The sequence below is a fragment of the Roseimaritima multifibrata genome, assembly GCF_007741495.1.
Taxonomy (GTDB): domain Bacteria; phylum Planctomycetota; class Planctomycetia; order Pirellulales; family Pirellulaceae; genus Roseimaritima; species Roseimaritima multifibrata.
In genome coordinates this window covers 6,752,035-6,767,727 of the sequence record NZ_CP036262.1, presented here as the reverse complement: position 1 = coordinate 6,767,727, position 15,693 = coordinate 6,752,035, and the positions used below count along the sequence as shown (strand labels likewise).

Genomic DNA, 15,693 nt, shown 5'->3' with positions numbered 1-15,693 from the left:
AAGAAAAGAGGAGAGCGAAGTGCCTGAGTAGGTTTGTCGCTCTCAATGGTCTGTGCGACACCTTTGTAGAGGGTTTTAGGGTGCTGGCAAGGCGATTGTTGGTTATATGGTTTTGTTTCGTATGGTTTTGTGCGGGGGGCGAGAGTTTGTTGTCTGGGGGTGTGTTATTGCTAAGTTCCGCCTCAGCCAACACTTACCGAGCGAGATATTGGGAGCGTCTTGATAACTTGCGGGAACGCGCAATTTTGAAATTGGTTTTCGTTTGCTGCGTTTGTTAGAGCTCTTGGCGCATAAAAAACGCGAGCAATGCTCGCGAGGGGCATCGGTTCCCTGTCGCTTGACTGGGAACCGATCACGGTTTTCGACTGGTGTTGATCGAATTACTGGTTTCTTTCAGCATCCGCAACAGCTTGGTCTTCTTGTGAAATCGCTTCTTGCATTGCCGCGTCCATGACGGGAGGTGCAGGAGGTTCACTGCTTCCGCAGCCGACTAGGAAAGCGGAAATGGTCAAAAGAAAAATAGCGCTTAAGCGGTTCATGTTTTTGTGTTGCTATGAATGAGAGTGTCTAAGGGAAAAGCCACGTCCGAACTGGACGTGGCTTTTGGGTCGCAGCTAATTTTGCTTACGGCATTTCGAAAGGCTGCCCGTCATTGCTGACGCTTAGCAGTCGGAAGATGTCACCGTTGACCGTTTCCGCGATCAAGCGGACCGATCCATCAGCTAGGCAGAAATTGGTTCCGCCAGGGTGCGATGATCCGAAGAATGGGTGCCATGCTCCCCAGGAAATACCCCCGGCATCGGTGACCGTGGTCCACGCACCCGATTCTTGGTGGGTTGCTCGGTTGTCGGTGATTGGGGGGATACCGTAAACGGTACCGTCAGCCAATTTGCCAGCACCAAAGCGGACGATATCCTCGTCCCAGCCAGCGTTGTTCCAGCGTTCGTTGTCGCCACCTTCGGTGCCGAAGGAATCGCGATGCAGGGCTTTTTCGCCAAACATGATCGTGTTGGACGAACCGTCACGAATCTGTTCGATGCGGATTCGTGCACGGTCGGTCTGAATGATCACTCCATCCTTGCCGCTACTTTCCGCAGCACGAACGCTACCAGGACCGCGGGTCCCGGCGTTTCCAGCGTAGTCGACGCGGTACATTCCACTGCCGTAAGGCGTAGAAATGCGTCGGGAAGGGCAGTTGTAGACCGGCACTGCGGTCTGGGCCACGATGTTTTCTTTGGTGTTGTTTCCGCCGGATCCCACCAAGGGGTCGTCGGATTCGCTCGAGAGGTCGTAAACGTTGTCTTGTTCGATGTATGGAAGGATCGAATAGGACCAGCTCCAGCCGTAACGAGTCTGCGAATTGCAGCAATCGTCGAGTGGGTCAGGAACGCGATGGTCTCCGTCGCGACCCCCATTAGGTAGTTTCCCCAATGTGTCTTGATAGTTGTGAGCTGCCAAGCCAGCCTGCTTGAGCTGGTTCTGGCATTGCATTCGTCGAGCTGCTTCGCGGGCAGCTTGTACGGCTGGCAACAACAAGCCAACCAGGACGCCGATGATGGCAATCACAACAAGCAGTTCGACCAAGGTAAAGCCTGGGCGAGACGTCTGCTGAACGTTTCCGTCACAATTGCGACGCATTTGTTTTCCTTCAACTAAGAGAGAGATATTTACATGATTGCGAATCTGGAAATCGTGCTTCAGCGGCGGTCTGCCGGACAACTCGATTCCCAGTGGGCGAAACAGTAAATGAACTCTATGAAGACTGCGCGAAGGAAAGTTTAAGGCCGCAAGTAGCTTGCTTGCTCAGCAGGCTAGTATACGACAAGGGTCGGAGTGTTAACTTTAGGGGGTGTTAGTGGGGCGTTCGTGGTCGTAGTGCAGGCGCGCCTCGAGGAGAATTTTTGCAGGAATAATGGATTTTGCGACGCCTGAACGCGATCCCCCGGCGGGCCGACCATAGGTCTTTTCCGGTTGAGGTCGCCCTTCGGTCCCCGAAAGAACGTGCTTTTGGAGCTGCTTTCGCGGGGCGAAAGGCTACAAAATCCGTCATCGATAAATTGCACGTTCCCGCGGTGGAGGAGTTTGCAGTCTGATATGCAATCGCGTTCTTCTATTTGCCCTCGATCGTGAAGTCCGCTTTGTTTTCCCCTTCGGTGACCGTTGTTTCCAGCGGAGTTCGGGTGGCACTGTTGTAGATCGCAGGAAGCAAGTTTTTTGGATCCGCGGATTTGCTGGATGCCGCGGGATCGGCATAGTTGCTTGGCATTTCTTCCATGACATCTTCGCCAACGTCGCTTGCTGTCTCCACGTTCGCAAGTTCTTCGGTTGGTTCGAATTTGAAGACTCGGACCTTGTACTGTCCAGGAAGGGCCCCGTCGTTCGCTTCGAAAGTGGTCAGTTGGTAGTTGCCCGATGCATCGGTTTTGCCGACGGAACTTTGATTGGAGTCAAGAGAAACGAAAGAGACGGTCGCATCGGCTACCGGTTTCCCGTCCTGGGTGATGGTGCCGGTCACTGGATAAGTTGTAGGTCTGCTAGGGCCACCACAGCCGATCTGAGTAAGAGCAGCTAGTCCGATAGCCGCAGTCAGCAAGAGGGGGGTGGCCGAGTATCGTTGTCGTGTGCGGCGATTGAATAAGCGCATGTCGAGCCTGTGGAATGAATGACAAAAAGAAACGGAGTCGCTGATTGCGGTCCGATGGGAAATAAAGTCAGGCGGGATTATGGAAGTAATCTCGCCTGACGATTTGCACGCTAATCGGGATGTGATCAGCTAATAAGAGGGCGATTACTGAAGCGAATCGCCACCTGCTTTGGAGCCCATCGCTCCCCAGGCTCCGTAAACACTTGGTCCTTGGTCGGGTTGGCCTACGCCAAGATTTCCGGTGTCGATTGTCTCGGTCACAAAGCGAACCGAACCGTCAGCCATCACACCGTTGACGCCACCCGGGTGGCGACTGGATGGAGGAACGATGATTTCGTCTTGGTCGCCCCATGATCCGTTCTCGGCACAGGCCGGTCCGTTCGGAGGAAGGACGGTGTTGATCCCGATGTAGGCCGGTTGGCCATCTTGCCAGTATCGGCCCCAGCGGCAGTTAACCGTGGTTCCGTCGGCGAAATAATTCCCCGAGACGACGGTGTAGCAAAGGTTAGGAGCATCGGTGACGCCCGCGATTGGCGTTGCTAAGCCTCGCTTGTATTCGACTTGACGTAGTCCAACGGCAACAGGGTTCTGGCCGCTTGGCATCCCTTCGTTGCACAATCGTTCGCTCATCATCAACGTGTTGGAAAGCCCATCGGTAACGTCGCGGAACTTGACGCCTTGGTTACCGGCTTGGAACATCCCGCGGGCGGAAGTGTCATCACGGATGTTCTTCATTTGGTCTCCCATGACAAACCCGATTGAATTTCTTCTACCGCCACTCTGGATCCCAGAATCGGATGGGCAGCGGACAAATTCCGGTGATGTGTCCCACGGTGCCCAGCCCGACCAAGCAGATGGTCCTTCGGCAGGCGTGCCGTTGCGAACCTGGTCCCACATGTTGCCCGCTTCGATGAAGGGCAACAACGAAATGAATCCGCTTCGCCGCCCGCTGTTTAGCGAAGTGCCACCCTTGCGGTAAACCAAGCTCCCATGTGTGTCGTGATAGTTGTGCAGTGCCAAGCCCATCTGCTTGAAATTGTTCGAGCATTGCATGCGTCGTGCTGCTTCGCGTGCGGCTTGGACCGCCGGGAGCAACAGCCCCACAAGCACGCCGATGATCGCAATAACGACCAATAATTCAACTAACGTAAAGCCGCGTCTGATCTCAGTCTGTTTGGACATTGCTGAAGCCCCAAGAGGAATAAAGAACGAAAAATAAAGAAAAGCCATGCTAAGTGAGGCCTTCTTAACGGTTCAGTATAGCCTATTGTACTCCCACTTTGGGGGTTAGCAAAGCCGTTGCTCTTCTGCTACGGGGTCTGGTTCGCCGTTAGGGCGGGAAAGAGGGAGGGCTGGTGAGGGGCTTGGGACGTTTTTAGACCGGTTCCGACCAGGCCGCTTATGGCCTGGTCGGTGCTTCCCAAGCGGGGTTAGGAGACCAGTTTCACGATCGTTGCGATCGCGACGACGAAGGTTAGAAGGACCCCGAACAGCGTTCCCACAACCAACCACTTGGGGGCGATCTTGGAATCGAGTAATAGCCATAGCAGGGCGAGTGCCATCACGGGCAGTCCCAGCGTTGTTAGGCCTTGGGCAATCACAATGAAGTTCACATTGCTTTCGATCGTGAGGACCGATAGGGAAGCGATTACCAAACCGACGAGCAGTGCAGCGACGGTAAAACGACGTGGGAAAGGCTGGGAGGCTCGGCTGCCCGTTCCCACGCAGTCCGAAAAGACGGTTCCGCCGATCAAGGCATTTCCGACGAATGAAGAAATGGCTCCGGCCATAATCCCCATCGCAAACACCATGGTCGCCGCAGGACCAAAGGTTGGACGCAAACTGTTTGCCAGCGATGCGATGTCTTTGACTTCGCTTGGTTCCATCTTGCCATGAAGAGCCGCAGCGGCGGTCCACATTACCAGTAACGTTAGCAAGCCCAGTGTGCCGATGCCGATGGCGCTATCGACCGAGCGGAATTTGACTTCCTGGACCGACCAGCGGCGCTCTCGCACCAAATAGCATTGGTAGAAAGCTCCGGCAACCGAAAAGGTGGTTGCCAGGAGTGCGCGAATGTCGCCGGTTAGGGACTGCATGGTTGCACGAACGGAATCGGGAGTCGGGATCAAGCCGGCAGCGGCCGATCCGGGGCTGACGCCTCCGGCGATGGCATTGATCGCAAAGCAAACGATCATCGTCCCGACCATCAGAAGCATGGCCGATTCGATGACTTTATAGACGTCTCTTGCGCGAAGGAAAAAGAGGATCACAAAAGCGTTAAAAGCGAACAGTAAACCGATCGACAGTCCTTTGGAATCATTGATCGAAGGGATGAAGTACTCGGCCGCTAAAAGCAATGCTCGATTGTTCGAAGATTGAAACAGGGCCACGATCAGGAAGAGGACCAAGCCGATAGAAATCGTCGCTGGACGACCAAAGCGTTGCCGCAATCGACTGCCAGGCGTTTGCGAACTGGAAACTCCGGCATACAAAGCAGCGATGGTCATCACTGCCATCATTCCGGATGCCAGTAAAACCAGCCAGCCAACGGAGTACCCAAGGGCACAGCCAACGCGCGAGGCAACCGTGATCGTGCCGGGCCCCAAGACGACCGCGGCGACTACCACCGCAGGGCCGACAGAACGCAACCAGTCCATGGGGGTTCTTCGTGAATTCGATGCGGTCGTTGCGTTTTGCATAGATGGATGCCACACTCTCTTTTTAAGTCAAATGTGGGGCGTTCGGCAGATTGCGCCGGTGCGGCCTGCGTTACGAATCCCCAATGTTTCATACTGATTTCGAGATAGGGTACACGATGGACATCGTCATTGCTTCCGATGTTGAAAAAATGGGTCAACTGGCTGCTGAAAAAGGAGCCGCCGTCATACGTGATGCGATCAGTGATAACCGACGAGCACGGATCATTGTCGCAACAGGGGCGTCTCAATTCACGGTATTGAAGCATCTGGTTGCTCAGCCCGACATCGACTGGTCCATGGTCGATGGATTTCATCTAGACGAGTACATCGGAATCGATCGCTCGCACCCTGCGTCGTTTTGTCGCTACTTGGATGAACGCTTCGTCCAACAGGTTCCAATCGGCTCGTTCCAGTTTTTGGATGCAGAGGGTTCGCCTGCGGAAGTCGCCGCGCGGGTTGGCCAATTGGTTATGGCTCAGCCGGTCGATGTCGCGTTTGTTGGAATTGGTGAAAACGGGCACTTGGCGTTTAACGACCCACCAGCAAACTTCGAAACCAATGATCCTTATCTGATCGTTGACCTGGATGAAGCTTGCCGCCAGCAGCAGGTTGGCGAAGGTTGGTTCGCAAGCCTAGCGGATGTGCCCAAGCAGGCTCTCAGTATGTCGGTCAACCAGATCATGAAAACGCGAACGATTATCTGTAGCGTTCCGGATGAGCGGAAAGCCGAAGCAGTGCGTGGATCGGTGGAAGGGGCGGTTACCCCAAATGTTCCCGCCTCCATCCTGCAAAACCATGCCGCCTGCACTTTGATGTTGGATCCGGCTTCGGCAAAATTGCTTAGCGAAGCGACCAAAAGCGGTGCGTCCGATGGGAGCGTATCGTGAGTTCGGAGGGTTTTGTAGACCTGCAGGTCAATGGCTACGCAGGTATCGATTTTAATGATGCGGATATCACTGGCGAAGACCTGCTGCACGCGTCCCAGGCGATGCGGCAGGATGGAGTCCAGCGGTTCTTGCCGACGGTCATTACCGACTCGGTTCCGCTGATGGAACAACGCATCAAGAATCTGGCTGAACTGGCTAGTCAGAATCCCGTGACCCGCGAAATGGTCGCCGGTTTCCACGTGGAGGGTCCGTTCCTAAATCAAAGCCCAGGCTTTATCGGAGCGCATCCGCCTCAGCATTCACAGCTGGCTAGTGTGGACGTGGCAAAGCGGTTGCTGGCAGCCGCTGAGGGCCAAGTTCGTATCTGGACTCTGGCCCCTGAATGCGATCCGCAATCGGCAACGACTGCGTTTTTGGCGGATCAGGGAGTCCTTGTTTCGGCCGGCCACTGCGATCCTTCTTTGGATCAACTGAAGGAGTCGATCGATGCGGGGTTGAAGCTGTTTACGCATCTGGGCAACGGGTGTCCGATGCAAATGCATCGCCATGACAACATCGTGCAACGCGTTTTGTCGTTGGCGGATCGATTGCAGATTGGCTTGATTGCCGACGGGCATCATATCCCTCTTTTCGCACTGCAGAATTACCTGCAGCTGATTCCGAAAGACAACGTCTGGATAACGACCGATGCGATTGCCGCAGCGGGACTTGGCCCTGGTGTCTACCGCTTGGCGGGACGCGATGTGCGAGTCGCCGAAGGGGACGCGCCGCGGTTTGATGGAAGCGGGAACCTGGCAGGTTCTGCAGCGACCATGCCTGGCATGATCGAGAATTTAAAATCGATAGGAATCGATTCCGAAACGATCCAAGCCTACTGCGGTGGCAATGCAAGTCGCTTGCTAGATGCAACGAATTAGCGACAGTCCGCAAACCAGCCGTATGGACGCTGGCCTCGGTTCTTTTGGTAATTCCAGAGAACCGTGGGCTGACGCCCGAACGGCTGCTGGGCTGAAGCGGAAAATACCGTCGCTTGCTGACGCCGAAGCGGGCTTTGGGAACTTCCGTGCCCGATCTGTCGCACGATCACTTTAGGGCGTGCAGCACTTTAGAGCATGAAGTTGGTTTGCCAGCGAATGGCGAGGCAATTTCAGCGTGGTTGGCTGGAAAGCCAGTATCGCTCGCTTAGTTTTTCTCGTTCGGTTGCGTTTTGGAAAGAGACCGTTTCGCGTTCCCCGGTCCAGCGATCGGCGACCCCGCGCAATCGTCCTCGGCTGGCGCGTTCCAGTCCGTAACGATCGATCACGCTGTTGGCGACGCCCAGCTGAAAACGTGCTTGCGGATAAATCGGCACGCCCAGCGTATCGATCGACCAGCGGTCAAGCGCGAGCGTTTGCCAGCCCATCTCGTCGGGTGGTGCCAGATGGGCCTTGATGTGAGGAGGTAGTTTGTTGGCTGCAGAACCGTGGATCTGCAGGTCCACACGGCTGCTGTGTGGCGAATAGAGTGCCCAGGACGGCCAGTGATCCCAGAAACCAAATCGTTCGCCCAGCGGCAGCAGCATCGCGGCCGCCAAAATCGCCAGAGCGAAGGGAGCTGCAAACCGCTTGGGCGGCAGGGACACCGCTTGGGCGGCTGGTTCTGTACTGGCTGGGGCTGCATCGGCTGGACTGCGGTCGAGCAGCCTGAACAGCACAATCAATTGCACGATCATCATCACGTTCCATAGCAGCACTCCCGGTTGGTGCCCCAGTCCTAGAGGACTGAGGACCAGGATCATGGTTGTGTGCATGCCGATTGCCAGCCAAGCCGCCAGCTTGCGAGTGGGGCGAACCATCAACCCCAACACAATAACGAACTCGCCGGCCGGAAACAGGCCCGCCATCCACAACCGGGACGAGGCGGGCCAGCTGGAAATGTCGATCCCGGTCGGCTGAACGATGGTTTGCAAAAACTGTTGACCCACCGTGTGCAGGAACTGAGAGTCAATTTTTCCCAGCGATGAAAACAGGTAGATCCCAATGGTCAACCAGCGAACCGCGGCCAACCCTCGCTCTGGCTTCAGTGCAGCAAACAGAATGGACAGCAAAATCGCCTGGTAGAACCAAGGCTGCAAGCGATGCTGATTCAGCAGAACCAGGCAAACGCCCAAGAGGGCTAAGCCAACAAAGAGGGCTTCTCTGTGGCGTTTACCAAAAGCAATAACCGCCAGCAGCAATGCAACCCAGGCCCCCAATAAAACAACATCCAACACGGGGGGAAGCGAAGGGATGCCGAGCAGAGGAATCGACGGAAACAAGTCGCTGGGAACCCACAATCGCCAGCTCACCGCCAGCAGTAGCAGCCAGCCAATCACCCAGCAATTTTGAAGACGGTAATACGTGCAGCGGAAGTCGGGGGAAGAAAGGTACAAGTTTCAGCGGGCAACGTTAGAGGGGGCGTGAGGAAGAGGTAGCGGAACGAATCAAGCCGTCCATGAGCACCCCCAGGAATTTAGCGTATTTGGGAGTTGGGAGTTGGGAGTTGGGAGTTGGGAGTTGGGAGTTGGGAGTTGGGAGTTGGGAGTTGGGAGTTGGGAGTTGGGAGTTGGGAGGTGGGAGGTGGGAGGTGGGAGGTGGGAGACACGGAGACACGGAGACACGGAGACACGGAGACACGGAGACACGGAGACACGGAAATTGCTGCTATCAGGTATTGCTGGAACCATTTTGTCGATGCTCATGGTCTAATCCGAGCCTACAGCACCATGATTATGGACCGCGCAACTCCTTCACTCCTTCACTCCTTCACTCCTTCACTCCTTCACTCCTTCACTCCCAACTCCTTCACTCCCAACTCCTTGTCTCCTTGTCTCCTTGTCTCCCCAGCTCCCGCCTCAAGACTGGCTTAAATAATTAAACCGAAACGCGACACTAGCCAGTCTCGGGATCGTTCTACAAAATAGAGGGATCGCTGGATTCCCTTGAAGTTCGCGTTTTTCTTTCTCCTTCATACTCCCTGTCATTTGATGCCACTGATTTCGCTTGAAGAATTGACCATTGGTTATCGTGGACCCGCTCTATTGGATGAGGTGACCGCGAAGATTGAACCGGGGCAACGCATTGGATTGTTGGGACGAAATGGAGCTGGAAAGACTACTTTGATGAAGCTGCTGGCTGGAGAGATTCAGCCGGATGGGGGGCGGGTCGGGATGGAGGCCGGTACGCGGGTCGCTCGACTGATTCAGGATGTGCCCGCCGATCTGAGCGGCACGATCCACGAAATCGTCGAAGCGGGGATGGATGAGGCGGACGGCGACGAGCCCTGGGAACAGGCTCATCGCCTGGAAAAGACCCTTTCTCAGATGAATCTGGATCCGGATATCGCGTTTGAAACCCTTTCCAGTGGGATGAAACGTCGCGTCCTGTTGGCAAAGGCACTGGTCGCTCGTCCGCACCTACTGTTGTTGGACGAACCGACGAACCATTTGGATATCGAATCGATCCTCTGGCTGGAAGAGTTTCTGTCGCGTTGGAATGGGACGCTGCTGTTCGTGACGCATGACCGCTCTTTCCTGCAGCGACTGGCGAATCGGATCTGGGAAGTCGACCGCGGCCGATTGTTCGACTGGTCGTGCGACTATGGGACCTTCCTTAGCCGAAAAGAGAATGCACTTGCCGCCGAAGAAAAGCAAAACGCACTTTTTGATAAACGGTTGGCGGAGGAAGAGGTTTGGATTCGCAAAGGAATCAAGGCTCGCCGGACTAGAAATGAAGGCCGTGTACGAGCCCTTGAATCGATGCGTGAAGAACGCTCGCTACGACGCAAAAACGATGGGACCGCCAAACTGAAGATCCAGGAAGCGATGCGTAGTGGAGCTTTGGTGGCGGACGTGAAGAAAATCAGTTTCAAGTACGAAGATCGACCCATCGTGCAAGAATTTTCAACCACCATCATGCGTGGCGATAAGGTCGGAATTATCGGGCCCAACGGAGCCGGTAAGTCGACTTTGCTAAAGCTGATTCTGGGGCGTTTGGAACCGCAGTCCGGCAACGTCCGGATGGGGACCAATGTCGAAGTCGCTTACTTCGATCAGTTGCGGGACCAGTTGGACGGCGAAAAATCGGTGCAGGATAATATCGCCGACGGAAGTGATCGCGTTCGTATTGGCGATACCAACAAACACATCATCGGTTACTTGCAAGATTTCCTGTTCACTCCTGAACGAGCGAGGACGCCGGTCAAGTTCCTCTCTGGTGGAGAACGCAACCGAGTTCTGTTGGCAAAACTGATGACCAAGCCTGCCAACGTATTGGTGCTGGACGAACCGACAAACGATTTGGACAGCGAGACCTTGGACATGCTGGAAGAGCAGGTGACGCAGTTTGGTGGCACCGTATTGCTTGTTAGCCACGACCGAACGTTCTTGAATAATGTCGTTACCAGCACGATCGTTTTCGAACCCGATGGCGTAAACGAATACATCGGTGGTTACGACGATTGGAAGCGAACCGTCGCAAAACGAGAAGCCGATCAAGTGGCTTCCAAAGATAACAGCAAGAAGCATATGTCCAAATTCCAGGCGCCAGCTGTCGCAGCCCCGCCAGCGGCTCCCGCTAGAAAATTGAGCTACAACGAGAAACGCGAACTGGAATTGCTGCCTGGGAAAATTGAACAGCTAGAGAAACAAATCGCTGAGTGGCATGAAAAAATGGCGGATCCCGATTACTACAAAAAACCGGGAGACCTGCAAGCCAAGAATCAAGCGATCTTAACCGCGTTGGACGAAGATTTGGCCAATGCATTTGCACGTTGGGAAGCATTGGAAGCGGAAGGGTAAACCGCAAGTTGTCGACGTCTGTGCGGCTACCAGACGTTGTCGCCAATTCGCTGCGGCAACCAAGTAACCACTTCAATCTTTTTTGAAAAATGGAGTTTGGGTTTTCCTTGCAGCGGGATGCCTAGTGGGGCGGTCATCGAATTTTCATCCAGGACGCATTCGGCGTTCTGCAAAGGCCATGGCTGGTGATGGACTTCCGTTCGCCAGATGCCGCCATCTTTTTTCATGGCGTACAGGCAGTAGCGTTCGGTTAGCCAAGCATCCAAACTGCCGGCGTCGGCATGGAAAGGATCGGAGGTTGGGCGGTATTTTCCATGGAAGGCCGCCTCGGTTTCACTGGTCCTGCGACGACTGTCGAACTGAATCCAAGATTGTTTGGTTTGAGTTTCGATGTCGGCGCGATAGTAGGGGAGGGCGTACTGCCAGCGAGCCAGCCAGATCGCCAGCGGACTGGTCGCGTCAAGGCTGAAGAACCAGACTCCCGGTTTACCTTGATAAGTTACATAGGTGCGAACATTGATTTCGGGAAAGGCACCGACACGTGGGACAACAGGCGTCCCACGCAAACGGATTCGCAGTGTGAAAGGGACGACACCGATCCAAGCTTGGTTCTTGAAGGTATCGATTTCCAGAAATTTCGGAATGAACGGCCGCAGCGCCGTTGCGCTTGTCGGCCAGTGCGCGAACAGAAGGTCTGACCAGCGTTGCGCAATACTCCAAGGCGTCTTCGCCAACGGGTATGGGCGATGAACGATGGATTGAAAAGCTGAGTGACGCATGGGGCCTCTCTGCAACAGGCAACCGGAGCGAAAGTCACCAGACGTGAAATCAATTGGAGACGAATGATGGGCCCCGGCATGCTTCCGCTAAGAGGCGATCACGAACTCAAATTCTTAGCGGCATTGGGCGCGAGCCCTCCGGCCCGGAAACCAATCGTCAAAAGTCGCCTTTCGTCCACTACGCCAGCTATCAATTTCACGTTCCGCAGACTTTAGAATAAGAACACCGTACGCCAAACTCGGCAGAGTTTGGCGTACGGAAAAGGTTTACCAGCGTTGCACGAAGCGGCAAAGCCTACATGTTGATCTCGTAACCCTTGCGGTTTTCACGCGACAAGAATGCATTGGCCTGAGCGTCGCCGACGATTTCTCGCTTGTCGGCATCCCAGTTCAATTCGCGACCTAAACGCATCGAGATATTTGAAAGGTGGCAGATTTCAAGCATTCGGTTGTGGGACCAAACGTCGGAAATCGGCTGTTTGCGAGATTGCATTCCTTCAATGAAGTTAGCCGTGTGGTTCTTGCTGATCGGGCCACCATAGACTTTCTCAATGGCTCCTTCTGGCAGCGGATTCTCTTTAAGGTCCTCAACCGGTTTGCCGGCGATCTTGCCACGGTTGACGAAGAATCGGCCCTTGGTTCCTTCAAACAAAATGCCGTTATCACCTTCGCTGGTGATGATCATTTCCACATCGTTTGGCATGGCGACACCGATCTTGAATTTGGTGGCCGCGTTGTATTGATCGTTGACGACCGGATACCCATCTTTGTATTCAACAGGCAGGTCGTAACTTAGCGGCGTCACTTTGCTGGGGCCGGTGTCGGTTGCTCCGAGTGCCCAGCAGGCGATGTCGACGTGATGAGCGCCCCAGTCGGTCAGTTTGCCGCCGGAGTACTCGTGCCAGTTCCGGAACGCGTAGTGGCAATTGCTATATAGCGGCACGCCGCCGCCGTAGCCGGTTCGCATTTCCGGCAGGGCTCGGTAGTCGACTTTCGGAGCCGGCCCAAGCCACAATTCCCAGTCCAGTTCTTTAGGGACTTCTGTGACTGGGATCACGGGGGATCCGACCATCCCATTGATCCCGCAGGTCACTTTCTTGACGGTCCCGATGCGGCCGTCGCGAATCAACGCAATCGCTTGGAGGAAACGCTGGCTCGATTCACTTCGCTGCATCGTTCCCACTTGGAACACGCGGCCGGTCTCTTTGACGACCTTTTCAATCAGCTTCCCTTCGTCGATCGTCAACGTCAGTGGTTTTTCGCAGTAGACATCTTTTCCCGCGTACATCGCTTCGACGGAAATTTTGGTGTGCCAGTGATCGGGGGTCGCGATCATGACCGCGTCGATATCCTTGCGATCAAGGACCTTGCGATAATCTTTGTAAGCATCGGGAGCCTTCCCCTGCTTGTTCTTTAATTTCTCGACATTTTCCCCGAGGACATTGGAATCGACGTCCGCGAGTGCCACAAAATCGGCCAGGCCGGTCGACTTCTGAGTGATTCCCCAGCCTTGGTTTCGCAGCCCAATCGTGGCAAATACGGGACGTTCGTTGGGCGATTGAAGTGCGAGGGCTCGATTAGGCGAACTGGCAAGGGCCGCTGCGGTGCCGGCCGCTGCGACGCCTTGTAGGAAACGACGACGCGACGGGTGGTGAATGTTCGACATGAATAGCATTCCTGTTATTAGAAAGTTTGCTTGACCTGGAGGGAGTCATAGTAAGTTCAGATTGCCAATTATACTCGCACGAGCCAAGCAGGATGTCACGCTACAATGGGTTCGGGGTAAAGTCGAAAAACCAATTCTCACCGGTTTGAGGGATACAGGATGGCTATGTCACGGTTTCGAGGTCTATTTCATCGGCGAGGCAGCTTGTTTGTCGCCCTCTGTGTCGCCACGTTTTGGCAATTTTGCGATGGTATCGAGGCTCGATCCGAACCGGCCGAAAAACCCAACGTCGTTTTTATCCTCGCCGATGATCTGGGCTACAACGAACTTGGGTCGTTTGGTCAGGAAAAAATCAAAACCCCCAATCTGGATCGTTTGGCATCGCAGGGGATGCGGCTGACGCAGCATTACAGCGGCAACGCCGTCTGTGCCCCTTCACGATGCGTGTTGATGACAGGGAAACATCCCGGTCATGCGGTCGTCCGTAATAACCGCGAAGCCAAGCCCGAGGGACAGTGGCCGCTTCCTGCTGAAGAGGTCACGCTGGCCAAGAAAATGAATGCGATCGGCTACACGACCGGAGGATTTGGGAAATGGGGATTGGGGGGACCAAGTTCAACCGGCGATCCTATGGACCAAGGTTTCGATCGCTTCTTCGGTTACAACTGCCAGTACCATGCGCATAGCTACTATCCTTCGTATCTGTGGAGTGATCGAGCAAAGATTGCTCTGCAGAATGATCCGGAAATCCCCGGGCATGCAAGCCTTGCAAAGGATGCGGATCCGGCCGATCCCGCAAGTTACGAACCTTTTAAAGGGACCGATTATGCACCGGACCGGATCAACGCTCAGACGCTTGAGTTCGTAAAAGCCAATCAAGACAAACCGTTTTTTCTTTATTACCCAACGGTGATCCCGCACGTTGCCCTGCACGTCCCCGACGAAGATCTAAAACCCTACCATGACTTGGGCTGGAAAGATCCTCCGTTTACGCGTAGCAAAGGCTACGGCTACACGCCGCACTTCACGCCTCGAGCCGCATACGCAGCGATGATCACCCGCATGGATCGCTATGTCGGGAACGTTTTGGACCTGCTGGATGAACTAGGGTTGGCGGACAACACGATTGTGATTTTCAGCAGCGACAACGGGACAACGCACCTTGAGCAAGAGGTCGATTACGAGTTCTTCGACAGCGTTGGAGAGTTGCGAGGCTTAAAGGGGTCGTTGTATGAAGGTGGCGTTCGCGTCCCCACGATTGTCCGCTGGCCAGGGCATATTGAACCCGGTTCCAGCAGCGATCGCATTAGCGGGTTCGAAGACTGGATGCCAACGTTGATGGAGATCCTGAATGACGAACCGGCGAGCGAAGATGCGGATGGCGTTTCATTAGCAGCCACTCTAAAAGGCCAAGAGCAGTCGCCACGCAAACCGTTGTATCGTGAATTTTCAGGTTACGGAGGGCAGCAGAGTCTCCGAGCCGGAGACTGGAAAGCGGTTCGGCAAGGCTTGACGAAAAAAGGTATCAAGACCGAGCTATACAACATCAAGGAAGACATTGGCGAGCAAAACGATGTCGCAGCGAAGCATCCAAAGATCGTCGCAAGGATGGAAAGGGCCATGAAAGAAGAGCATAGCCCGTCAGAGGTCTTCCCCCTAAAGCCCATCGATAACTAGCCCATCAAGGATTGAGTGTCGCCTTTTGCGAGGGACGTCGAAAGAATAAATGACGGTTTCCCAATAGGTTGCTGAAGCGCGACAATGCTTCAGGAAATCCCAACCCGCTGCGTCAGCGAGGGATCGCGTCCAGTTCTTGCGATTCCTCGCTTATCCGTTTTGAAGTTGCGCTATTGGGATGCATTCCCCACTGTCTTTGTGTCGGCCCTTCGGGCCTTTTCGCTGGCACTTTTTCCCATTCCGGGGGCTTCACCCCCGGCAGAGATTGTGTCGACCCTTCGGGCCTAGAAAGTATGGGAGCCTTTGGTGCCTTGGCGCATCTCAGCAACTTGTTGTGAAACCATTACCAATAGATTTCGCGTTCCTCGCGAAGGTGCCGTAGTGGACGTTCTTTCGCGGAACGAAAGGCGACACTTAATACGACACCGTTTCCGGGTGGGGTGTAAGTCAACAACGCGACGAGTGCCGTCGGGACAATCATGCGGATGGAACCACCGTCTGGCGACGGTAGCTACGGCAGACACT

13 protein-coding genes are annotated in these 15,693 nt (G+C 54.7%); 4 read left to right on the top strand and 9 right to left on the bottom strand.

Features of this window, described 5'->3' with window-relative positions:
* Nucleotides 1–380: 380 nt before the first annotated feature.
* From FF011L_RS26600 to FF011L_RS24450, 5 genes are all read right to left on the bottom strand, one after another.
* Nucleotides 381–539, bottom strand: a complete 159-nt coding sequence (locus tag FF011L_RS26600; protein WP_218932864.1) for a hypothetical protein — start codon at nt 537–539, stop codon at nt 381–383.
* A gap of 85 nt (nt 540–624) precedes the next feature.
* On the bottom strand, nt 625–1,638 hold the full coding sequence (locus FF011L_RS24465) for a DUF1559 domain-containing protein (protein ID WP_145354559.1): 1,014 nt from the start codon (nt 1,636–1,638) through the stop codon (nt 625–627).
* Between the two features lie 472 nt (nt 1,639–2,110).
* Nucleotides 2,111–2,515, bottom strand: coding sequence for a carboxypeptidase-like regulatory domain-containing protein (locus FF011L_RS24460; RefSeq protein ID WP_145354558.1), 405 nt, complete (start codon nt 2,513–2,515; stop codon nt 2,111–2,113).
* A 273-nt stretch (nt 2,516–2,788) separates the two neighbouring features.
* Nucleotides 2,789–3,826, bottom strand: coding sequence for a DUF1559 domain-containing protein (locus FF011L_RS24455; RefSeq protein ID WP_218932863.1), 1,038 nt, complete (start codon nt 3,824–3,826; stop codon nt 2,789–2,791).
* Between the two features lie 248 nt (nt 3,827–4,074).
* The gene (locus FF011L_RS24450) at nt 4,075–5,301 is read right to left on the bottom strand and encodes an NRAMP family divalent metal transporter (protein WP_218932862.1); all 1,227 of its coding nucleotides are present in this window, start codon (nt 5,299–5,301) and stop codon (nt 4,075–4,077) included.
* Nucleotides 5,302–5,426: 125 nt separating this feature from the next.
* Here FF011L_RS24450 and FF011L_RS24445 point away from each other — a divergent pair, with 125 nt between their 5' ends.
* Both FF011L_RS24445 and FF011L_RS24440 read left to right on the top strand, forming a co-directional pair.
* Nucleotides 5,427–6,230, top strand: a complete 804-nt coding sequence (locus FF011L_RS24445) for a glucosamine-6-phosphate deaminase (RefSeq protein ID WP_246109605.1) — start codon at nt 5,427–5,429, stop codon at nt 6,228–6,230.
* Nucleotides 6,227–7,147 (top strand): N-acetylglucosamine-6-phosphate deacetylase, encoded by a 921-nt coding sequence (locus FF011L_RS24440; RefSeq protein WP_145354555.1) that lies wholly within the window; start codon nt 6,227–6,229, stop codon nt 7,145–7,147. The genes FF011L_RS24445 and FF011L_RS24440 overlap by 4 nt, the downstream gene beginning before the upstream one ends.
* Before the next feature lie 230 nt (nt 7,148–7,377).
* On the opposite strand, the gene FF011L_RS24435 is transcribed toward FF011L_RS24440, so the two are convergent.
* Nucleotides 7,378–8,640, bottom strand: coding sequence for a hypothetical protein (locus FF011L_RS24435; protein WP_145354554.1), 1,263 nt, complete (start codon nt 8,638–8,640; stop codon nt 7,378–7,380).
* Between the two features lie 600 nt (nt 8,641–9,240).
* On the opposite strand from FF011L_RS24435, the gene FF011L_RS24425 reads away from it, so the two are divergent.
* Nucleotides 9,241–11,046 carry an ATP-binding cassette domain-containing protein gene (locus FF011L_RS24425; RefSeq protein WP_145355895.1) on the top strand — a complete coding sequence of 602 codons (1,806 nt, stop codon included), beginning with the start codon at nt 9,241–9,243 and terminating at the stop codon, nt 11,044–11,046.
* 26 nt (nt 11,047–11,072) lie between these two features.
* Here FF011L_RS24425 and FF011L_RS24420 read toward each other — a convergent pair whose 3' ends face one another.
* Nucleotides 11,073–11,825 carry a YqjF family protein gene (locus FF011L_RS24420; protein WP_145354552.1) on the bottom strand — a complete coding sequence of 251 codons (753 nt, stop codon included), beginning with the start codon at nt 11,823–11,825 and terminating at the stop codon, nt 11,073–11,075.
* Between the two features lie 295 nt (nt 11,826–12,120).
* Nucleotides 12,121–13,491 (bottom strand): Gfo/Idh/MocA family protein, encoded by a 1,371-nt coding sequence (locus FF011L_RS24415; protein WP_145354551.1) that lies wholly within the window; start codon nt 13,489–13,491, stop codon nt 12,121–12,123.
* 165 nt (nt 13,492–13,656) lie between these two features.
* Here FF011L_RS24415 and FF011L_RS24410 point away from each other — a divergent pair, with 165 nt between their 5' ends.
* Nucleotides 13,657–15,168, top strand: coding sequence for an arylsulfatase (locus FF011L_RS24410; protein ID WP_145354550.1), 1,512 nt, complete (start codon nt 13,657–13,659; stop codon nt 15,166–15,168).
* A 343-nt stretch (nt 15,169–15,511) separates the two neighbouring features.
* On the opposite strand, the gene FF011L_RS26595 is transcribed toward FF011L_RS24410, so the two are convergent.
* The gene (locus FF011L_RS26595) at nt 15,512–15,649 is read right to left on the bottom strand and encodes a hypothetical protein (protein WP_218932861.1); all 138 of its coding nucleotides are present in this window, start codon (nt 15,647–15,649) and stop codon (nt 15,512–15,514) included.
* Nucleotides 15,650–15,693: the final 44 nt, after the last annotated feature.